Genomic DNA, 19054 nt, shown 5'->3' with positions numbered 1-19054 from the left:
ACAGCGGCGCTGTCCGGGCAAATTGCGCCATCGTCAGTTCGTGACGATGGGTTTCGGGGCTTCGACCTGCGTCATCAGGTCGTCATTCCACTCGCCCTCGACCATGAAATGAGCGGTCGCTCCAAGTTCCACGGCCTCGATCAGATTGTGGTTGACATAGGCATAGACGCCCGGCTGCAGGAAGGTGTAGAGCGCCGCGCCCGCCGATCCGCCGCGAATGAACCAGGTTTCCAGATCCTTGGCCGGCGGGTTGGCGAATTTGCCCTCTTCCCAGACGTAGTCGCCGTGACCGCCAATCAGGTGCGGGCGGGTATCGCGGTTGGCCTGCGAATGGACGATCAATACCGTTTCGCCGACTTTCGCCTTCATCGCGTTGTCGCCGGTCAACGACCCGGCCTTGCCGTTGAACACCACATGCGTCGGGATCAGTCCGCGCATCACTTTCATAGTGTCGTCGTAACCGTCGCCGGCCGATTCATAGCTCTTGAAGTTGCCCTTCTCGTCACGCGGGATATAGAAGTCGTTCTCGCCGATATAGAAGATGCTGTCGTATTTGACCGGCTTGCCTTCGTCGTTCTTCAGGCCATCTCGCGGCAGGACCATGATCGCGCCGCTCATGCCGGATACGACATGCCAGGGGATCATCGAGCCGCCGGGCGCGCAGTGATAGACGAACGTTCCCGTTCGGGTTGCCTTGAAGCGCAGCGTTACCTGTTCGCCGGGATTGACCAGCGTGAGCTCGCCGCCGCCCAGCGCCCCGGTTGCGGCATGGAAGTCGATATTGTGGGCGAGCGTGTTGGCATCGGGATTGACGAGCGTCAATTCGACGTAGTCGTCCTGGTGCACGACCATCAGCGGGCCGGGAACCGAGCCGTTGTAGGTCATCGCATTGAGCGTCGTTCCGTCGGCGTCTATGACAACGGGCTTTTCTTCGATCGTCATGGTGAATTCGACGATCTTCGGGCCCCCCTTGGCGACCTGATCGTGCGGATGGACGAACGGCGGCGCCACGAGCTTGATCCTTTCGCGGGCAAGCGTGCCGATGTCCGCCTGGTCGGCCGTTGCGGAAAATGCGGGCATCGCCGCCACGGCGGCAGCGCCAATCGCTGCGCCGAAGAGGGCTTCGCGTCGCGTGAGCATTTTAGTCTCCTATCTCAATCGTTGCTTATGAGGGGAAACTACCGGACGTGAAGCGCCTTTTCTTTGCGTTGGCGCAAACTGTATGAAGGCGTGTCGCAGGACGGCGGGCGCCATTCGAATTTGCGCCGCGCGTTTGTCGAATCCAGGTGCGTAGCGAGTTTCGGAAACCGCTAAGTACTCCTTTTCTGGTCGGAGTGGCAGGGTTGTGACCCAATCGTCCCGAAGGAGGCATCTTGCCAGAAAAAGCCCGGATTTCCGGGCCTACGAGCGGTGGCCTCTGTTCACATTAATTCTGACTTACCTGTGGGGTTTGTTTGGGGACAGTGAGAGCGTTGTGCCTTCTGTGCCCCCCGGCATTCGGACGACTTTTCTCGGAATGTTTCGCGAGCCCGCCTTGGAGACGATCGCTTCTGCGGCATCCGCTTGGTAGTCCGGGTGATGGTGGCCATAGGTCTGGATCAGCATCTCGACGTTCATGCCGAGGAAGCCGGCGGCCGCCCAGGGATCAGATCCCTGTTGCATTAGCCAGGTAGCAGCGGTGTGGCGGAAGATGTGCGGGGTCACGTCCGTACGGAACACGCGCTTGGTTCTGCCGTCCGGCGCTACAACATCGTCGTACCAGCCGAGCCCGGCAGCCTCGACCACTGAGCGGAAGGCTTTCTTGATCGACTGGACGGGCTTACCGTTCCACTCGACGACATAGTCATGGGCGATCATTCGGCCGGTGTTTGCGCTTTTGCCGCGACCCTTGGTCTTGATCTCCAGTGGCGTAATCGCCCATCGCCGAATATGGGCAAGCAGGCGATTGGGCAGGCGCACCGGCGGCTGGCGCTTTTTCGTCTCGAGGCGACCGGCTGCACGACGATAGAACACGCCCCGTTCAAGGTCGACATGGCCCGCCCCCTCGGTCGGTCGGACGGCGGCGCCGCAGATCGCGGCGGAACGAGTGCCGGTGTAGAGAGCAACTAGGATGAAGCGCGCCACGTGGCGTCCTGTGCGACGGTCGCTAGGCCTTCCTTTCCAAGATTGACGCATGCGCCAAGCCACGCGGATCAAAGCAGCCGCTTCGTCACGCGTCAGCCATCGGTCCCGCGGCGCGGACTTGGGTGGCAGCACGATCGCAGGCGTCGAAGTTATATAGCCTTCTCGATGATAGCTGTTTAGCGCCGACCGTAGGTCCTCCAGTTGCCGCCTGGCGGCCGCACCATCACCGTGCGCCTTGGCATAGTCACGGCAGATTTTGCCGTTAATGTCGCCGATCCTCATGTCGCCGAACCAGTTAAGCACCGCGACCATACGAGCAGCGGTTTCTTTCGGTTTCGCGTGACCGGGCGCGACGTCTGTTAGGTAAACATTAACAGCGTCGGCTATCGCGACGGTAGTGGGATCACGACCGCGCTCGCGGACCGGCTCGTACTTTTCGGTGATGTAGCTGGCGAGCCGCTTTTCAGCGCGTTCGCGGTCGCCAGTGCCGCTGCAAGCGCTGATGAAGGTCGCGCCGTCCCGGATGAACCAGCCGGCTCGGCTGCGTAAGGAACCGTCCCGTTTCCTGCTTTCGTCGCGCCAGACAAGGCGTGCCCCTTTCGAAGTCCTTGACATCTTTTCCTCATGTCGGCGATCGCCGCCAAGGTTTACTCTTTGCCCGCGATCATTTCAGTGCCAGTCCCGCATCTCGCTCCTTGCGCAGGCCAGGTGCGCCCATCGTACCATCTGGGAATGCGATGCGGACGGGACCATACCCGCCGCTAACCCGTCCTTCGCGCGCTAGGGGCCAGATAGTCGGAGCTCGAGATGGAGGAGTCGAATGGTTCAGTCATCTTGAAAGTCCTGTGGAAGAGGATGGTTGGGCGCCGTGGAATTCTGATGTCGGATCGCTATGCTAGGAGCGAGTCATCCGCTCGAAGCGGCCCATGACATGGTGGTAGACTTCAGGGGCCTCGTAGCCGGTGTCAGCCATCAGTGTCGCGGCACGTCGCAACGTTTCGATCGTTGGCTTGAGGGCGTGAAGGTCTTCGTCGTCGTAGTGCAGGTCCAGCTCCGAGGAGAGTTCGCGCAAGAAATCCGTCAGCACGTTTGCCGTAGTCTGGTCGATGGTCATGTGGTGGGTCGAGTGAAAGTAGATACATATCATTTAAAGCAGAATTCTACTGTATAAGATACATAACGGTGAAGATGAGGAATGCAATGGGCTGCGCAAGATTTTTTTGGCGGAGGATGTTCGGATGACCGAGACAGAGTGGGAGCGGCTGGTGAGCGGGCTCCTGAAGGCCGAGCTCAAGCTTCAGGGCCTGAGCTATGCCGATTTGGTCGAAAAGCTGGCCGCTATCGGGGTCGAGGAGAAAGAGGCGAACATCAGCAACAAGCTATCACGCGGACGCTTCAGCGCCGTGTTCTTCGCCCAGTGCCTCAAGGCGATAGGGTCGCAAAGGCTGAAGCTCGACTGACATTTGTCGGGGCGCCGGCGCCTCGTCCGTGCAGTGATCTAAGCAATCGCAGCTCGGGTAGCAACAGGCGCCGCGGTTCAATAATCACGCGTCTGCCGCCGCAACCCAGATGCCCTTTAGTCTTTTCCGTGGGGATATCTGTGGGGTAGGCAGTATCGGGATGCCTAAGTCATTGTTTTTTCTGGTCGGAGTGGCAGGATTTGAACCTGCGACCCCATCGTCCCGAACGATGTGCGCTACCAGGCTGCGCTACACTCCGTGACCAGACCGCGGGCTTATAGCCGCCGCACTTCGTTCCTGCAAGCGTCAATGGCGGTGCTATTGTCGCATTTGTTACGCTTTCGCCTTAAGGTCATACAGGTTTCAGTTTCCCGAGCGATAAACACGGCTTAAAGGCTGGTGTAATACGCATCGGCCACCTGCCTTGAAACACTCTGGTTCCAGTCGCTTGGAGTTGCTGTCTTGCCCCTGAAGATCGTTAGCGAAGCCCGTCCCAACACCTTCGAGTTCGAAACCTCGGCGCTGATCAAGCCGTCCGGCTTTCGTGAGTATGATGCGCGCTGGTGGTTCGGCCACCCGGCCTCAGCGGAACCGCCGGAGCTCAATCTGATCGGTGTTCAGGCGCTCGGCATGGGGCTCGGCACGCTGATCCGGCGCCTGGGCGCCGGGCCGGATATCGTGACCGGACATGATTTCCGTTCCTATTCGCTGGCGATCAAGCTGGCGCTGGTTTCCGGGCTGATGGCCGCCGGCGCGCGGGTCAGGGATATCGGGCTGGCGCTGTCGCCGATGGCCTATTTCGCCCAGTTCGCGCTCGACGCGCCGTCCGTCGCCATGGTCACCGCCTCGCACAACGAGAACGGCTGGAGCGGCGTCAAGATGGGGGCCGCGCGTCCCCTGACCTTCGGTCCGGAGGAAATGAGCGCCTTGAAGACGATCGTGCTTGCGGGCGACTTCGACCTTGTCGGCGGCGGCTCCTATGACTTCGTGCCGGATTTCCGCAAAACCTACCTGGACGACCTGACCCGGGACAAGCGCATATCGAGGAAGCTCAAGGTGGTCGCCGCTTGTGGCAACGGCACCGCCGGCGCCTTTGCGCCTGAGGCGCTGGAACGGATCGGCTGCGAGGTGATCCCGCTGGATGTCGAGCTCGACCATACGTTTCCGAACTACAATCCCAATCCCGAAGACATGAAAATGCTGCACGCGATCCGCGACAAGGTGCTGGAAACAGGAGCCGACGTCGGACTTGGCTTCGACGGCGACGGCGACCGTTGCGGCGTGGTCGACAATGAAGGCAACGAGATCTTTGCCGACAAGGTCGGCGTCATGCTCGCACGCGACATTGCGCACCTTTATCCGGGCTCGACCTTCGTCGTCGACGTCAAGTCGACCGGATTGTTCAACACTGATGCCGCGCTGCGCGCCGATGGCGCCGTCACCGACTACTGGAAGACCGGCCACTCCTACATAAAGCGGCGCGTGGCCGAGCTCGGCGCCATAGCCGGTTTCGAGAAATCCGGTCATTTCTTCTTCAATCCGCCGATCGGGCGCGGCTATGACGATGGTCTCATCACAGCCATCGCCATCTGCCAGATGCTCGATCGCAGCCCGACAAGCAGCATGGCCGATCTCTATCGCGACCTGCCGCTGACCTTCGGCACGCCGACCATGTCGCCGCACTGCGCCGACGAGCTGAAATACGGCGTCGTCGAGCGTGTCGTTTCCGACTTCCAGGCGATGAAGCAGGACGGCGCCATCTTCGCTGGCCAGAAGATCGCCGAGCTGATCACCGTCAATGGCGTTCGCGTCGTTGCCGAGGACGGCACCTGGGGCCTGGTGCGGGCGTCGTCGAACAAGCCGGAGCTTGTCGTGGTGGTGGAAAGCCCGGTGTCGTCCGAGCGGCGCCGGCAGATGTTCGAAGCCGTTGACGCGGTGCTGCGCCGCAGCCCGGAGGTCGGCGCCTACAACCAGACTTTCTAGATTCGCCTTTCGTCGCATCGCGACGAAAGGCATAAGAGAGGCGGACCCCAGCATCTGCCGTGCTCCGGCTCCGGGTTCCATTGACCCGGACGCCCCAGGTGAACTCAGGTGGTTGACTGCTCAAGCACACTCCAGTCGAACGCTCTCGTCCAGTCGGCAAAACTGTGCCAGCGAACCTCCTGGAAATCCCTGTGCAAGGCAGCAATATCGACGTCGTAGCCGACGCGGTCGAACCACTCGAACATGAGTGCCGCATCCTCGCTCTGTTGGCGGGCCGCGGCGATCGGGATTTCGTGGTAGCCGATCGGGCGGCCAATGGCTTGCGCCAGCATCCTCGCCTGGTCTTCGCCCGACAATTCGTCCCCGGCGATATCGAAACGCTTGCCGAACACACGCTCCCGCCGCTCGACCAAGGCGGCAACGAAGGCTCCGATGTCGGCCAGGGCGACCAACTGGAGGACACGTTTGGCAGGCATCGCAAAGGCATGCGTGCCTCGGCTGAGCGCGCCAATCGACCACGGCGCGACGACATTCTCCATGAAGGCAACCGGTGCGCTGATCGTGTAGGGGATGCCGAGCCCGGCGACATGTTGCTCGACAAGATATTTGCTTTCGAAATGCGGAATGCCGGTATTCTTGTCGGCGTCGGCAACGGATGAATAGATCAAATGCCCGATGCCGGCAGTCTTCGCCGCGTCGGCGGCAAGAATCCCCTGGCGGGTTTCCTCTGCGATGCCAGCTTCGTAGCTGTTGCCCATCAGGAACATGGTGTCGACGTCGCTTGCCGCCTCCACGACGGAAGCCGAGTCGCCGAGATCGCCGGCCACGATTTCAGCACCCGCCGCCGCCAGTTGCCGTGCGCCATCGCTGTCCGGCTTGCGGGTCAGTGCCTTGACGCGATGTCCCCTCGTCAGCAAGGCACGCGCAACCGCGCCGCCCTGCTGGCCGGTGGCGCCAGTAACCAGAACGCTTTGTATGGTCGTCATATGTTTGCTCCTTCTTGTTCAGGTGGAGCAAAATTAAGGCCTGTCACATTGATGCGTAATTGCCTATAATTGGAAAACTTTGTCCCATATTTGGATACAATGCTCGATCTCAACGATATCGTCGTATTCGCTCGCGTCGTCGAGGCCGGAAGCTTCACCGCTGCCGCGCGCATGCTCGCCATGCCGAAGACAACAGTCAGTCGGCGTGTTGCTGCACTCGAACGCGAGGTCGGGGTTCGCCTCCTGCAGCGCACGACACGCAGCCTCAACATGACGGACGCCGGGCGCCTCTATTACGAGCAGAGCAGCCAGGCGCTGCGGACGCTCGAGGACGCAAATCTGCGCCTCGCCGAAGCAAGAGCGGAGCCATCGGGCACGATCCGCATTTCGGCTCCCGTCGGCTTCGGCGGCTATTTCCTTACCCAGGCGGTCGTCGACTTTCTGGCGGTGTATCCGAAAACCAGGGTCGAGCTACGCTTGACCGACGACCAGCTCAATCTGGTCGAGGACGGCATAGACCTCGCTTTCCGCACCGGGGTTCTTCAGGATTCCACGCTGATTGCCCGCAAACTTGGCCCTACGCACAGGCTGCTCTGCGCCAGCCCGGACTATCTCGCAAGGCACGGGATGCCGGAAAGCCTGGCGGATCTCACGCACCACCAGTGCGTCATCGCCGGCCCTTCGACCTCGGGCGCTCATTGGGTGCTGGACGGGCCGCACGGCCAGGAAACCGCCACCGTGGCTGGGCGTTTCGCCGCCAATGAAATGCAGGCGGTCGTTGCGGCGGCGGTCACTGGTTTCGGCATCGCCCAATTGCCCCACAGCATCGCCGAAGCGCTTTTCAACGAGGGGCGGCTGCGCCGCGTTCTTCCGGACTACGCGACACCGGCGGGCGGACTGTATGTCCTCTATCCGAGCAGCCGGCATCTTTCGCCCATCGTCAAGGCCTTCATCGAGCTGGCGGCCGGGCGGATTTCCGATCGGGTAAACACCGTTTGAAGGCATGCGTGGTACCTGATCCACCAACGTCTGCGCCCTGGCGCAATATCTGGATCTGACCGCCGACAGCTTTGCAGCCAGCGACCTCAGTACGGGCTCGCCACGTCGCCGGTCTCGACATAGACCGACTTCAACTGCGAATACAGCGCCAGCGCGGCTAGCGAGTTTTCCCGCCCGATGCCCGACTGCTTGAAGCCGCCGAAGGGGATCTCGACCGGCGTCAGATTGTAGGCATTGATCCAACACGTGCCGGCCTGTAGCTCGGCGATGACGCGGTGGGCGCGCGGCAGGTCGCGCGTGAACACGCCCGCGGCAAGGCCGAATTCGGTGTCGTTGGCGCGCTCGATCACCTCGTCTTCGCCGTCGAATTTCAGCACGCTCATCACCGGCCCGAAAATCTCCTCGCGCGCGATGCGCATGGTGTCGGTGACGCTGGTGAAGACCGTCGGCTCGACAAAGAAGCCGCCCTGGAAGCCCTGCAGCGAAGGCACGTTGCCGCCGCAAGCGAGCACGGCACCATCCTGCTTGCCGGCCTCGATATAGCCGATCACCTTCTCGTGCTGCGCCTTGTTGACCAGTGGCCCCATTTGCGTTTCCGGGTCGAGCGGATCGCCGATGCGGATCTTCTTTGTCCGCTCGACGAGCCGTTCGACGAAACGGTCATGGATGCCTTTCTGGACGAACACCCGCGTGCCGTTGGAGCAGATCTGGCCGCAGGAGTAAAAGTTGCCGAGCATGGCGCCGCCAATGGCGTTTTCGAGATCGGCATCGTCGAAGACGATCAGCGGCGACTTGCCGCCGAGCTCCATCGTGGCGTGCTTCATCTTCGAGCCGGCGAGCGACAGCACCTTGCGGCCGGTCGGCACCGAGCCGGTCACCGAAACCTTGGCGACGACATCGTGCCCGACGAGGCCGGCGCCGACATCGCCGTAGCCTTGCACCACGTTGAACAGGCCGTCGGGCAGGCCGGCCTCGGTATAGATTTCGGCGAGCGCCAGCGCCGACAGCGGCGTGTTCTCCGACGGCTTGAACACCATGGCGTTGCCCATGGCGAGCGCCGGTGCGGATTTCCAGCCGGCGATCTGGATCGGGTAGTTCCAGGCGCCGATGCCGACGCAGACGCCAAGCGCCTCGCGCCGCGTATAGGCGAAGGGCCCGCCGAGGTCGACGGCCTCGCCGTTATAGGATGCGACAGCGCCGCCGAAATATTCGAGGCAGTCGGCTGCCGAGGGGGCATCCGCCACCAGTGTTTCCTGGAACGCCTTGCCGGTATCCAACGTCTCGATGCGGGCCAGATCGGCGTTGCGCGCGCGCAACATGTCGGCGGCGCGGCGCAGGATGCGTCCGCGTTCGACCGGCTTCAGCCGCGCCCAGGCTGGCTGTGCGGTGCGCGCTGCTTCGATCGCGAGTTCCAGCACGTTCGGCGTCGCCGAACGCAGCATCGCGATGGTCTCGCCGGTTGCCGGATAGATGACCGGCAGTGGCGCACCCTGCTCGTCGTCGATGTAGCGTCCGTTGACATAGTGCGATGCCGTCGGCTGCGCGCGCATGGCTGTTCTCCAATCGTCTTCGCTAGGGCGGAGCAGTCCGCCGGATCATGGCCTATCTGTCCGACACCTGCCAGCGCGGATTGATCCATGGTTCCTGGTTGGACGGCGCCAGCGGCGTACGGCCGAGAATGTGGTCGGCGGCCTTCTCGCCGGTCATGATCGACGGCGCGTTGAGATTGCCGTTGGTGACGCGCGGGAAGATCGAGGAATCGGCGACCCGCAATCCCTCGACGCCGATGACACGGCATTCCGGATCGACGACGCTCATCGGATCGTCGGCGCGGCCGATTCTGCAAGTGCCGCACGGGTGATAGGCGCTTTCGGCGTGATCGCGGATGAAGGCGTCGAGATCGTCGTCCGACTGGACGTGCGAGCCAGGCGAGATCTCTTTGCCGCGATAAGGGTCGAATGCCGACTGGCCGAAGATCTCGCGGGTCAGCCGAACGCAGTGGCGGAATTCCGTCCAGTCGTCCGGATGCGACATGTAGTTGAAGCGGATCACCGGCTTCGATTTGGGATCGGGCGAGCGCAGCGTGACGGAGCCGCGCGACTTCGATCGCATCGGTCCGACATGCGCCTGGAAACCGTGCGCCTTCGCCGCCGCCTTGCCGTCATAACGAACCGCCGCCGGGATGAAATGATATTGGATGTCGGGATAGTCGACACCGGCGCGCGAGCGCACGAAGGCAGCCGCCTCGAAATGGTTGGTCGCGCCGAGACCCGACTTGAAGAACAGCCATTGCGCGCCGATCAATGCCTTGGAGAATGGGTTCAGCACCGAATTCAGGGTGATCGGCTGCGTCGATTCCTGCTGGATGTAAAGCTCCATATGGTCCTGCAGGTTGCGGCCGACGCCCGGCCGGTCGGCGACAACCTGAATGCCGTGTTCCCTGAGATGTTCTGCCGGCCCGATGCCGGACAGCATCAGGATCTTGGGCGAATTGATAGAGGACGCGGCAACGATCACCTCACGTCGCGCCTTGATCACCTGAATTCGTTTGCGCAATTCGATCTCGACGCCGATGGCGCGTTGATTCTCGATGATCACCCGCCGGGCGAAGCCTTTGATCAGACTCACATTTGGTCGCCTGAGCGCCGGCCGCAGATAGGCGCTCGCCGCCGACCAGCGGCGTCCGCCGCGAATGGTCTGTTCCATCGGCCCGAAACCTTCCTGCTTCGCGCCGTTATAGTCGTCGGTCAGTTCGAAACCGGCCTGACGGCCCGCCTCGACGAAGGCGCCGTAGAGCGGGTTCGTCCTTGAGCCGCGCTGCACGGTCAGCGGGCCGCCGTGGCCGCGCCAGCCATTCTCGCCGCCATTGGCGTCCTCCATGCGCTTGAAGTAGGGGAGCACGTCGGCAAACCCCCAGCCGGCCGCGCCCTCTTCGGCCCAATGGTCGAAATCGCGTGCGTGGCCGCGCACATAGACCATGCCGTTGATCGAGGACGAGCCGCCGATGACCTTGCCGCGCGGCGTCGCCAGCACACGGCCGCCGAGATGCGGCTCCGGCTCGCTGGCAAAGCCCCAGTCGTAGAGGCTCATGTTGAGCGGGATCGACAGCGCCGATGGCATCTGGATGAGCGGGCCGATGTCGCTGCCGCCAAATTCGATGACGATCACCGAGTGCTTGCCGTCCTCCGACAGCCGGTAGGCCATGGCCGAGCCGGCCGAGCCGGAGCCGATGATGACGAAATCCGCTTCAAGCATGGTTCAAATGCGCCCATGGTTCATATGCGCAATGAAATCGGCGAGCGAAACATTGCCGCCGGTTGCTACCACGAGCACGCTCTTGCCGCTCACATCCACCTTGCCGCCGAGCAGCGCCGCCAGCGATGCCGCGCCCGACGGTTCGAGCACCAGCTTCATCCGCTCGAAGGCGATCCGCATCGCACTGCGCACCGATTGATCGTCGACGGTGATGCCGCGAACGCCGGCGGTCTTGACTGCCGCGAACGGCGCGTCGCCTGGCTTGCGCGCCATTAGCCCGTCGCAGATCGATTTCGGCCCGATCGGCATGGTTTCGATCGCGCCATGTGCCAGCGACGAGCCCATGCCGTTAAAACCTTCCGGCTCAACGCCGATGATCTTGGTCGCCGGCGACAGATAGTGGAAAGCCAGCGAAACGCCGCCGATCAGCCCGCCGCCGCCGACCGCGCAAAACAGCAAATCGGCGCTGGCATCCCTGGCATCGAGTTGCTCGAGTGCCTCCAGCCCGGCACCAGCCTGGCCGGCGACGATCTCGGGGTCGTCGAACGGATGCAGTAGCGCCAGCCCCTCGGTCTCGGCGATCTCGCGCGCCCTGGCGGCGGCAACCTCCTCACGCGCGCGTTCGCCATGGTCGGTCAGCACCACGCGCGCGCCATAGCCGGCCGTTGCGTCGCGCTTGGCGGCCGGCGCGTCGTTCGGCATGACGATGGTGACCGGGACGCCCAGCGCCTGCCCGGCGGCGGCCAGCCCTTGCGCGAAATTACCGGACGAATAGGCGACGACGCCCTTCCTGGCTTCATCGGGCGACAGCCGCTTCAGCCTCCAATAGGCGCCGCGCACTTTGAACGAGCCGGCCCATTGCAGCGACTCCGGCTTGACGAAGACGCGGGCAGCTCCGGTCTCCCTGGCGAGCGCCGCCGATTCCAGCAATGGCGTGACCTGCGTCGCCTTACCGGTGACCGCATAGGCCTGCCTGAGGTGATCGAGGGAGGGGACGAGGGTTGTCATCATTCGCCTCGCGGATACCTTTTGCTCTCTTCGAGATTGTCGAGGTTCATGTGGTTGCGCATGTAGCGCTCCGACGCCTTCTGCAGCGGCTGGAAATCCCAAGGATAGTAGGCGCCGTTGCGCAGCGCATGGTAGACGACCCAGCGGCGCGCCTGGCTCTCGCGCACGGCGGCGTCGAAGCCGGCCATATCCCAGCGCGCCCGGACCTTGTCCATGAACGTTGCCACCAAGCCCGCATTGGCCTGGTCGGCTGCTAAATTGTCTCGCTCGAGCGGATCGGCTTCGAGATCGAACAGCTGCGGCGGATCGAGCTCGCAGTGGACGAACTTGTATCTGCCGTCGCGGATCGCCACCAAGGGCGCGCAGGAGCCTTCCGCTGCATACTCCATCAACACAGGCGCGGTGCGCTGCCCGCCGTTGGTAAGCGGCAGCAGCGACTGGCCGTCGGTCCACGGCGAAATCGCGCTCATGTCGATGCCTGCGAGGTCGCAAAGCGTCGGCATTACGTCGAGATTGGAAACCGGCGCCTGGATCAGTCCTGCTTGTACGCCCTTGCCAGCGATCATCAGCGGCACCCGCGCCGAGCCTTCGAAGAAGCTCATCTTGAACCACAGGCCGCGTTCGCCGAGCATGTCGCCGTGGTCCGAGCAGAACAGGATGACGGTATCGTCGAGCATGCGTGTTCGCTTGAGAACGTCCAGAAGCTCGCCGAGCTTGTCGTCGACATAGGAGATGTTGGCGAAATAGCCGCGCCGCGAACGACGCACCTGCTCAGGGGTGATCTCGAAAGAGGGGTAATCGCTGGCGCGATACAGCCGCTGCGAATGCACATCCTGTTCGTCATGGGCGATGAACCCGGTTTCCGGATCCAGCGCCTGGCAATGCTCATAAAGATCCCAGTACTGTTTACGAGCGACATAGGGATCGTGCGGGTGCGACAGCGAAACGGTGAGGCACCAGGGCCGATGGTTCGCATCGTCCTCTTCGCGCGAAAGCTGATAGAGCCTCTGCGTGGCCAGGAACACGACCTCGTCGTCGTACTCCATCTGGTTGGTGATCTCGGCGACGCCAGCGCCGGTCACCGAGCCCAGATTGTGATACCACCAGTCGATCCGCTCGCCGGGCTTGCGATAGTCCGGTGTCCAGCCGAAATCGGCGGGATAGATGTCGGTGGTCAGCCGCTCCTCGAAACCGTGCAGCTGGTCCGGCCCGACGAAATGCATCTTGCCCGACAGGCAGGTGTAGTAGCCGGCGGCGCGCAGATGATGGGCGAAGGTCGGGATCGACGAGACGAATTCGGCGGCATTGTCGTAGACCCCGGTGCGCGACGGCAACTGGCCACTCATGAACGAGGCGCGGCCCGGCGCGCAGAGCGGCGACGCTGTATAGTTGTTGGCAAAGCGTGCCGAGCGTGCGGCCAGCGCCTTGAGATGCGGCGCATGCAGAAATTCCGCCGGCCCGTCCGGAAACAGTGTGCCGTTGAGTTGATCGACCATGACGATCAGGAAATTGGGTCGTTTGGACGTCACTGCGCGCTCCGCTCGTTGAGCTTGGTTTCGAGATAGTCCTCGACCAGCGCGATCGCGGTCGCGGCATTGGGCACGCCATCCTTCAGCGCGCGCCTGATATAGAGCCCGTCGATAAGTGCTGCTGTCGCCTCGGCGACGCGGTCGGCTTCGCTCCTCGGCAGGATGCCGGTCAGTCCGCTCAACAGATTGGAATGCAGGCGCCGGGCATAGACCTTGAGCAGCCGGCGCAGTGCCGACGATTTCTGCGCCTCGACATAGAAGGCAAGCCAGGCGGCGATCGTTTCCGGCTGGAACTGGACGTCGGAGAAATTGACGGCGACCACGGCCGAAACGCGTTGGCGTGCCGTGCTGGCCGATCGAAGCGCGCGCCGCATATCGGCCGTCAGCTCGGCCAGGATGTGCCGCATCGTCGCCAGCAAAAGCTCGTCCTTGGCGCCGAAATAGTGATGGGCAAGCGCCGAGGACACGCCGGCGCGCCCGGCGATTTCCGACATGGTCACATCAAGCGAGCCACGCTCGCCGATCGCCGAGATCGTTGCATCGATGAGCGCCCTGCGGCGCAATGGCTCCATTCCGATTTTCGGCATTCTTGCTCCGACCTCTTGCGGCAAGTTTTATTTTTTATTGACGGATCAATCAACAAAAATCCAGCCCGATTTCCGCAACTCGAGGTCGGGCGTTGGGGCAAGACCGGTCGGATCAACCGATTGTGTGCCTCTGGCCCTTCACATGATCTGGAAAGCGGTTCATAGCTGAACAATATTGATGGAATGCGCCGTGACGCCACGGACCGGCTGGCGCGGAAGATGGAGTTCGCCATGACAGCATGCATCGTCGGCTGGGCGCATTCGCGCTTCGGCAAGCTCGAAGGCGAGACGCTGGAGGGCCTGATCACCAAGGTTGCAGCAGACGCGCTCGACCATGCCGGTATCGGTCCGGACGAGGTCGACGAGATCGTGCTTGGTCACTTCAATGCCGGCTTTTCCGCGCAGGATTTTACCGCAAGCCTGGTCCTGCAGGCCGACGACCGGCTGCGCTTCAAGCCGGCGACGCGAGTCGAGAACGCCTGCGCCACCGGTTCGGCGGCGGTCAGGCAAGGCATCCGCGCCATAGACGCCAATGCGGCGCGCATCGTGCTGGTGGTCGGCGCCGAGCAGATGACGACGACGCCCGGTCCGGAAATCGGCAAGAACCTTCTCAAGGCCTCGTATCTGCCCGAGGAGGGCGATACGCCGGCAGGCTTCGCCGGCGTTTTCGGCAAGATCGCGCAGGCCTATTTCCAGCGCTATGGTGACCAGTCGGACGCCCTGGCGATGATCGCTGCCAAGAACCACAAGAACGGCGTCGACAATCCCTACGCGCAGATGCGCAAGGATTTCGGCTACGAGTTCTGCCGGCACGAGAGCGAGAAGAACCCCTTCGTCGCTGGCCCTCTGAAGCGCACCGACTGCTCGCTGGTTTCCGACGGCGCCGCCGCCCTTGTCCTTGCCGACACGGCGACGGCGTTGAAGATGCGCCGCGCCGTCGCCTTCCGCGCCAACGAGCATGTGCAGGATTTCCTGCCAATGTCGAAGCGCGACATCCTGGCGTTCGAAGGCTGCGAACACGCCTGGAGCCAGGCGTTGAAAAGCGCCGGCGTGACGCTCGACGATCTCTCCTTCGTCGAGACGCATGACTGTTTCACCATCGCCGAGCTGATCGAATATGAGGCGATGGGGCTGGCCAAACCGGGCGAGGGCGCCAAACTGGCACTGGACGGCGAGACGGCGAAGGACGGCCGGCTGCCGGTCAATCCGTCCGGCGGGCTGAAGTCGAAGGGGCATCCGATCGGCGCCACCGGAGTATCGATGCATGTGCTGAGCGCCATGCAGCTTGTCGGCGAGGCCGGCGGCATCCAGGTGCCGGGAGCAAAGCTCGGCGGCATCTTCAACATGGGCGGCGCCGCGGTCGCCAACTACGTTTCCATTCTCGACCGGATCAGATAGAAGCGGCCCGCATTACAGCGCCGGGCGCCTTCCAGGCGCGCAAAGGTCGCTGTAACACTTTGATCTTAGCGGGGAATTCATGACAAATCCGGTTCTGGTCGAGATTTTGCGCGGCGCAATGGTCGAGAGCGCCCATCGTGGCGCCATTGCGGTCTTCGATGCCGACGGTAAGCCGTTCCTGGAGATCGGTGATACGGCACGCCCGGTGTTTCCGCGCTCGGCCGTCAAGGCGATCCAGGCGCTGCCTCTGGTTGAAAGCGGTGCCGCCGATGCTTTTGGCTTCGGAGACCGGGAACTGGCGCTGGCCTGCGCATCGCATTCCGGCGAACCCGCGCATGTCGAACTGGCGCGGGCGATGCTGGCGAAGGCCGGGCTGGAGGAGGCGGCGCTGGAGTGCGGCGCGCATTGGCCCTCGAGCCATGATGCGACGATTGCGCTGGCCAGCGCCGGGAACTTGCCAAACGCACTGCACAACAATTGCTCTGGCAAGCATGCGGGCTTCCTCTGCACCTGCGTCCACGCCGGCATCGCTCATCGCGGCTATGTCAAATCAGGCCATGCCCTGCAGGAACTGGTGCACGACGCGATGCAAGCCGTAACCGGGGCTGCCCATGATTACGACCATTGCGGCACCGACGGTTGCTCGATCCCCACCTATGCCGTGCCGCTGCGCAGCTTCGCGCGCGGCTTTGCCCGCATGGCGACCGGTGTCGGTTTTGAACCGGTACGCGCCAAGGCCGCAAAGCGGTTGCTTTCGGCCTGCATGGCCGAGCCCTTTCTGGTCGCCGGCACGGGCAGGGCCGATGTTGCGCTGATGAAAGCCGCGCCAGGCCGGATTTTCGCCAAGGTAGGGGCCGAAGGCGTCTATTGCGCGGCCCTTCCGGAGCTTGGCCTCGGCATCGCGCTCAAATGCGATGATGGCGCCGGCCGGGCGGCTGAAGTCATGGTCGCGGCATGCATTGCCGGGCTTTTGCACGCCGACAAGGCGCTGGCGGCAAAACTGATCGAACAGGCAAATCCGCCGGTCGAAAGCAGGATCGGCGCCAAGGTCGGTGCTGTCAGGCCCACTGCCGCGCTGAGCTGAGAACCTGCATTCAGCTCACATGATTGCGCTCGATGGTCAGATGCGCGTAGCCGGCATTGCCTGATGAGGCGAGGTCGCCGGTCACCGGCTCGGCCCAGCGGTGGCCGACGATGGCGCCGTTTTGGGCGCCGTCGATGACATTATCGGAGATGACCGCCGTGCCGGCGCCCTCGACCACGGTGACGGCGATGCCGGTTCCGGCCTTGCGGATGATGTTTGCGGTGGCGACCACATTGCGCATGAACGGTCCCCAGCCGATATGCATGCCATAGAGCGGCGCATTCTCGATGACGTTGCCGGAAACGGTGGTGTCCGCCTCGACGCCGATACCGACACCGAAACCGGGCGCATCGGCAGGGTAGGGGCCTGACGTCGAGAGGTTGCGGACGATGTTTCCGGAACATACGCCCATGCGGCCGCCTTCGTTGAAATTGACGATCGAGATGCCATTGGCGGCGCCATCGACGATGTTGTTGCTGACGATCGCTCCTTCGAAGGAGAATTCGGAATAGAGCGCCGTTTCGCCCGATCGCGAGCAGGTGTTGCCGGTGATATGCAAATTGCTGGCGCTGTTGGCGCGGATGGCCGAAAACGCACAGTCCGAGACGATATTGCCCGAGATGATGACGTTGCCGGCGCGGAACGCGTTGATGCCGTTGCCGTTCTGGCCGGTGCCACCGCTGCGTGCCTGGATGCGCTCGACACGGTTGCCGCTGACGATGGTGCCGTCCTCGGCCGCCTGCCAGCGGTGCACGAGGATGCCGCCATTGGCGCAGTCGGACACCGTGTTGCCTGATATCTCCAGGCCGGCGGCTTCGACCGAATAGATGCCGGTATCGGCCGCGCCTGAAATTTCCGAGCGTTCGATGCGGCCCGAAGCGTGCTCGAGCGCCAGTCCGCTCTTGCCGCTGCCGGTGATCTGGCAATTGTCGATGACGAGATGGTTGACGCGGCGCAGATCAAGCAGGCCTTGCGTGTAGTCGCCCATCCAGCGGTTGGTGCCGTCGAACACCAGCCCGGTGAATTCGATGTGCTGGGCCTGTTCTGCCATGAGCAGATGGCCGTTGCCGCCATAGACGATCCGCGATGCCCCCGGCACGCCGGAAAGTCTGATACGGCTCGGCAGTGACAGGTTGGATACCACATAGGTTCCCGGCGGCAGGAACACCGGCATGTCGCGGTCGTTCGCGTCGCGCAGCAGCCTGGCGAACGCTTTGCTCTGGTCGTCAGGCGCGCCCGGCTGCACGCCGAGGTCGGCAGCGTTGATCGAGCCGCGCATCGAGGCATTGTCGATGGTGGGCAGGCTGGCGGCCGCAGCCTTGCCGAGCGAGAGGCCCATGACGGCAAATCCGGCGGTCTGCGTAAGCAATTTTCGTCTGTTCAACATCGGTACAGATACCCAGCGTTCGGCCGTTGCGCCGCAGGAATCGTGCCAGGCCGGATTGGCCCGATACGGTTTGCCGGCAATGGCTTGTGAAGTCGGCGCGCGAGGCATAAGTTCAATCAATGAGCAGGGCCTTCACGCGCGAAGAGGATAGCGAAAATGCCATCGCCGGCATCGGCGAGCGGCCGATCAGCCAACACCGCAATCTGGTTACGGATCGCGGCCTTGCGCTGATCGAGGCCGAACTGGCTGCCCTGCGCGATGACCTGGGCAGAGCGGAGAAGAGGGCCGACCGCGAGCGCATCGCGCTGATTTCGCGCGACCTGCGCTACTGGACCGCGCGGCGTGAAAGCGCCGAGCTTTCCGCGCCGGAACCGGGCAGCGACCTGGTTCGCTTCGGCATGGGCGTCACGCTGGAAGGCGACGACGGCAGGAAGGTGCACTGGAAGATCGTCGGCGAGGATGAGGCCGATCCGGCCAAGGGGACCATTTCCCACGTGTCGCCGATGGCCGTGGCCCTGTTCGGCAAGAGGGTCGGCGAAATTGCCGTGGTGAACGGCAAGGAATGGGAGATCGTCAAGCTCTCCGCCAATTAGTCCTCGATCTTGACGACATGGTCGCGGAAGAAAGCCGCCGCGCCTGCCTCGTCGATCTCGCCGGCGGCGACCATCAGCACCAGTTGAATGATGTCCGCTTGCTCGGCTTCGACACTCAGCCCATTGAAATAAAGAAAAAGATCGGCTGCGGCAAAAGCGGTGCGTTTGTTGCCGTCGACGAATGGATGATTCTTGGCGATGCCGAAAAGGTAGGCGGATGCCAGCTCGCAGAGAGCGGGTTCGCCATAGATCTCACGCTGCTGAGGCCGGTAGAGCGCCGACTCTAGCATCCCTTCGTCACGGATTCCCGGCGCGCCACCGTGAAGGCGCAACTGCTCGGCGTGAAGCGCCTCCACGAATTCCCTCGAATGATACTCGGTCATTTTGCGAGCGCGCGGTAGGCAACCTCGTACTTCTTCATCCGCTCTCGCGCGATCTTCATCTTGCGCTCGAACTCTTCGGCGGTGTCCTCGGTGCGGCGCAGGCGAAGCTCATCGCCCTCCTGGACGATAACGACGCTGTCGCCCGCTTTCAGGTTCAGGCGGTCGAGAATTTCCTTGGGCAGAATGATGCCTTCGGAATTGCCGATCTTGCGAATGGTCGTGTTCATGGGTGCTGCACCTTGTTGCAACGAGGATTATAACTCGCTCGGTCTGTTGTT

18 protein-coding genes and 1 tRNA gene are annotated in these 19054 nt (G+C 62.9%); 6 read left to right on the top strand and 13 right to left on the bottom strand.

The annotated features are described in order from the left end of the window. Positions 1-33: 33 nt before the first annotated feature. The 3 genes from nirK to AC0NID_RS27250 form a co-directional block, all read right to left on the bottom strand. Positions 34-1140: a copper-containing nitrite reductase gene (nirK, locus tag AC0NID_RS27260; protein ID WP_473457231.1), complete on the bottom strand. Its 1107-nt coding sequence runs from the start codon at positions 1138-1140 to the stop codon at positions 34-36. A 297-nt stretch (positions 1141-1437) separates the two neighbouring features. After that, complete coding sequence (locus AC0NID_RS27255) at positions 1438-2739, bottom strand: tyrosine-type recombinase/integrase (RefSeq protein WP_473457232.1); 1302 nt, start codon at positions 2737-2739, stop codon at positions 1438-1440. 280 nt (positions 2740-3019) lie between these two features. Continuing rightward, positions 3020-3271, bottom strand: a complete 252-nt coding sequence (locus AC0NID_RS27250) for a hypothetical protein (protein ID WP_473562979.1) — start codon at positions 3269-3271, stop codon at positions 3020-3022. Positions 3272-3362: 91 nt separating this feature from the next. Here AC0NID_RS27250 and AC0NID_RS27245 point away from each other — a divergent pair, with 91 nt between their 5' ends. Then, positions 3363-3584 (top strand): DUF6471 domain-containing protein, encoded by a 222-nt coding sequence (locus AC0NID_RS27245; protein WP_128168690.1) that lies wholly within the window; start codon positions 3363-3365, stop codon positions 3582-3584. Positions 3585-3766: 182 nt separating this feature from the next. Here the strand turns inward: AC0NID_RS27245 and AC0NID_RS27240 are convergent. After that, positions 3767-3843 (bottom strand) — tRNA-Pro (locus AC0NID_RS27240). A 203-nt stretch (positions 3844-4046) separates the two neighbouring features. Between AC0NID_RS27240 and AC0NID_RS27235 the strand changes: the two genes are divergently transcribed. Next, complete coding sequence (locus tag AC0NID_RS27235; protein WP_473457234.1) at positions 4047-5567, top strand: phosphomannomutase/phosphoglucomutase; 1521 nt, start codon at positions 4047-4049, stop codon at positions 5565-5567. A 104-nt stretch (positions 5568-5671) separates the two neighbouring features. On the opposite strand, the gene AC0NID_RS27230 is transcribed toward AC0NID_RS27235, so the two are convergent. Continuing rightward, positions 5672-6553 (bottom strand): NmrA/HSCARG family protein, encoded by an 882-nt coding sequence (locus AC0NID_RS27230; protein WP_473457236.1) that lies wholly within the window; start codon positions 6551-6553, stop codon positions 5672-5674. Positions 6554-6652: 99 nt separating this feature from the next. Between AC0NID_RS27230 and AC0NID_RS27225 the strand changes: the two genes are divergently transcribed. After that, on the top strand, positions 6653-7552 hold the full coding sequence (locus AC0NID_RS27225; protein WP_473457237.1) for a LysR family transcriptional regulator: 900 nt from the start codon (positions 6653-6655) through the stop codon (positions 7550-7552). A gap of 86 nt (positions 7553-7638) precedes the next feature. Here the strand turns inward: AC0NID_RS27225 and betB are convergent, their stop codons facing one another. From betB to betI, 5 genes are read right to left on the bottom strand one after another with little or no spacing between them, the layout of a single operon-like run. Next, positions 7639-9102: a betaine-aldehyde dehydrogenase gene (betB, locus tag AC0NID_RS27220; protein WP_473457238.1), complete on the bottom strand. Its 1464-nt coding sequence runs from the start codon at positions 9100-9102 to the stop codon at positions 7639-7641. Between the two features lie 52 nt (positions 9103-9154). Then, on the bottom strand, positions 9155-10807 hold the full coding sequence (gene betA / locus AC0NID_RS27215; protein WP_473457239.1) for a choline dehydrogenase: 1653 nt from the start codon (positions 10805-10807) through the stop codon (positions 9155-9157). 3 nt (positions 10808-10810) lie between these two features. Further along, positions 10811-11818 carry a threonine/serine dehydratase gene (locus tag AC0NID_RS27210; protein ID WP_473457241.1) on the bottom strand — a complete coding sequence of 336 codons (1008 nt, stop codon included), beginning with the start codon at positions 11816-11818 and terminating at the stop codon, positions 10811-10813. Beyond that, positions 11815-13344: a choline-sulfatase gene (gene betC, locus AC0NID_RS27205; RefSeq protein ID WP_473457242.1), complete on the bottom strand. Its 1530-nt coding sequence runs from the start codon at positions 13342-13344 to the stop codon at positions 11815-11817. The genes AC0NID_RS27210 and betC overlap by 4 nt, the downstream gene beginning before the upstream one ends. Continuing rightward, positions 13341-13931 carry a choline-binding transcriptional repressor BetI gene (betI, locus tag AC0NID_RS27200; RefSeq protein WP_473457243.1) on the bottom strand — a complete coding sequence of 197 codons (591 nt, stop codon included), beginning with the start codon at positions 13929-13931 and terminating at the stop codon, positions 13341-13343. The genes betC and betI overlap by 4 nt, the downstream gene beginning before the upstream one ends. 231 nt (positions 13932-14162) lie before the next feature. On the opposite strand from betI, the gene AC0NID_RS27195 reads away from it, so the two are divergent. Both AC0NID_RS27195 and AC0NID_RS27190 read left to right on the top strand, forming a co-directional pair. After that, positions 14163-15329 (top strand): acetyl-CoA acetyltransferase, encoded by a 1167-nt coding sequence (locus AC0NID_RS27195; protein WP_473457245.1) that lies wholly within the window; start codon positions 14163-14165, stop codon positions 15327-15329. Between the two features lie 79 nt (positions 15330-15408). Continuing rightward, positions 15409-16413 carry an asparaginase gene (locus tag AC0NID_RS27190; RefSeq protein WP_473457247.1) on the top strand — a complete coding sequence of 335 codons (1005 nt, stop codon included), beginning with the start codon at positions 15409-15411 and terminating at the stop codon, positions 16411-16413. 10 nt (positions 16414-16423) lie between these two features. On the opposite strand, the gene AC0NID_RS27185 is transcribed toward AC0NID_RS27190, so the two are convergent. Then, entirely contained in the window at positions 16424-17800 is a 1377-nt protein-coding gene (locus AC0NID_RS27185) for a TIGR03808 family TAT-translocated repetitive protein (protein WP_473457248.1), read from the bottom strand. 119 nt (positions 17801-17919) lie between these two features. Between AC0NID_RS27185 and greA the strand changes: the two genes are divergently transcribed. Beyond that, on the top strand, positions 17920-18393 hold the full coding sequence (gene greA, locus AC0NID_RS27180; RefSeq protein ID WP_473457250.1) for a transcription elongation factor GreA: 474 nt from the start codon (positions 17920-17922) through the stop codon (positions 18391-18393). Here the strand turns inward: greA and AC0NID_RS27175 are convergent. Together AC0NID_RS27175 and AC0NID_RS27170 are read right to left on the bottom strand one after the other, a co-directional pair. Further along, positions 18390-18776, bottom strand: a complete 387-nt coding sequence (locus tag AC0NID_RS27175; RefSeq protein WP_473457251.1) for a type II toxin-antitoxin system death-on-curing family toxin — start codon at positions 18774-18776, stop codon at positions 18390-18392. The genes greA and AC0NID_RS27175 overlap by 4 nt on opposite strands. Then, positions 18773-19003, bottom strand: coding sequence for an AbrB/MazE/SpoVT family DNA-binding domain-containing protein (locus tag AC0NID_RS27170; RefSeq protein ID WP_473457252.1), 231 nt, complete (start codon positions 19001-19003; stop codon positions 18773-18775). The genes AC0NID_RS27175 and AC0NID_RS27170 overlap by 4 nt, the downstream gene beginning before the upstream one ends. Positions 19004-19054 lie beyond the last annotated feature (51 nt).

Source organism: Mesorhizobium sp. WSM4821 (genome assembly GCF_055901555.1).
This window is presented reverse-complemented; position numbering and strand designations above follow the sequence as displayed.

Coding starts and splice junctions, on each gene's coding strand:
- nirK (WP_473457231.1), bottom strand. CDS start 1,140: ATGCTCACGCGACGCGAAGCCCTCTTCGGCGCAGCGATTGGCGCTGCC.
- AC0NID_RS27255 (WP_473457232.1), bottom strand. CDS start 2,739: ATGTCAAGGACTTCGAAAGGGGCACGCCTTGTCTGGCGCGACGAAAGC.
- AC0NID_RS27250 (WP_473562979.1), bottom strand. CDS start 3,271: ATGATATGTATCTACTTTCACTCGACCCACCACATGACCATCGACCAG.
- AC0NID_RS27245 (WP_128168690.1), top strand. CDS start 3,363: ATGACCGAGACAGAGTGGGAGCGGCTGGTGAGCGGGCTCCTGAAGGCC.
- AC0NID_RS27230 (WP_473457236.1), bottom strand. CDS start 6,553: ATGACGACCATACAAAGCGTTCTGGTTACTGGCGCCACCGGCCAGCAG.
- AC0NID_RS27225 (WP_473457237.1), top strand. CDS start 6,653: ATGCTCGATCTCAACGATATCGTCGTATTCGCTCGCGTCGTCGAGGCC.
- betB (WP_473457238.1), bottom strand. CDS start 9,102: ATGCGCGCGCAGCCGACGGCATCGCACTATGTCAACGGACGCTACATC.
- betA (WP_473457239.1), bottom strand. CDS start 10,807: ATGCTTGAAGCGGATTTCGTCATCATCGGCTCCGGCTCGGCCGGCTCG.
- AC0NID_RS27210 (WP_473457241.1), bottom strand. CDS start 11,818: ATGATGACAACCCTCGTCCCCTCCCTCGATCACCTCAGGCAGGCCTAT.
- betI (WP_473457243.1), bottom strand. CDS start 13,931: ATGCCGAAAATCGGAATGGAGCCATTGCGCCGCAGGGCGCTCATCGAT.
- AC0NID_RS27195 (WP_473457245.1), top strand. CDS start 14,163: ATGACAGCATGCATCGTCGGCTGGGCGCATTCGCGCTTCGGCAAGCTC.
- AC0NID_RS27190 (WP_473457247.1), top strand. CDS start 15,409: ATGACAAATCCGGTTCTGGTCGAGATTTTGCGCGGCGCAATGGTCGAG.
- AC0NID_RS27185 (WP_473457248.1), bottom strand. CDS start 17,800: ATGTTGAACAGACGAAAATTGCTTACGCAGACCGCCGGATTTGCCGTC.
- greA (WP_473457250.1), top strand. CDS start 17,920: ATGAGCAGGGCCTTCACGCGCGAAGAGGATAGCGAAAATGCCATCGCC.
- AC0NID_RS27175 (WP_473457251.1), bottom strand. CDS start 18,776: ATGACCGAGTATCATTCGAGGGAATTCGTGGAGGCGCTTCACGCCGAG.
- AC0NID_RS27170 (WP_473457252.1), bottom strand. CDS start 19,003: ATGAACACGACCATTCGCAAGATCGGCAATTCCGAAGGCATCATTCTG.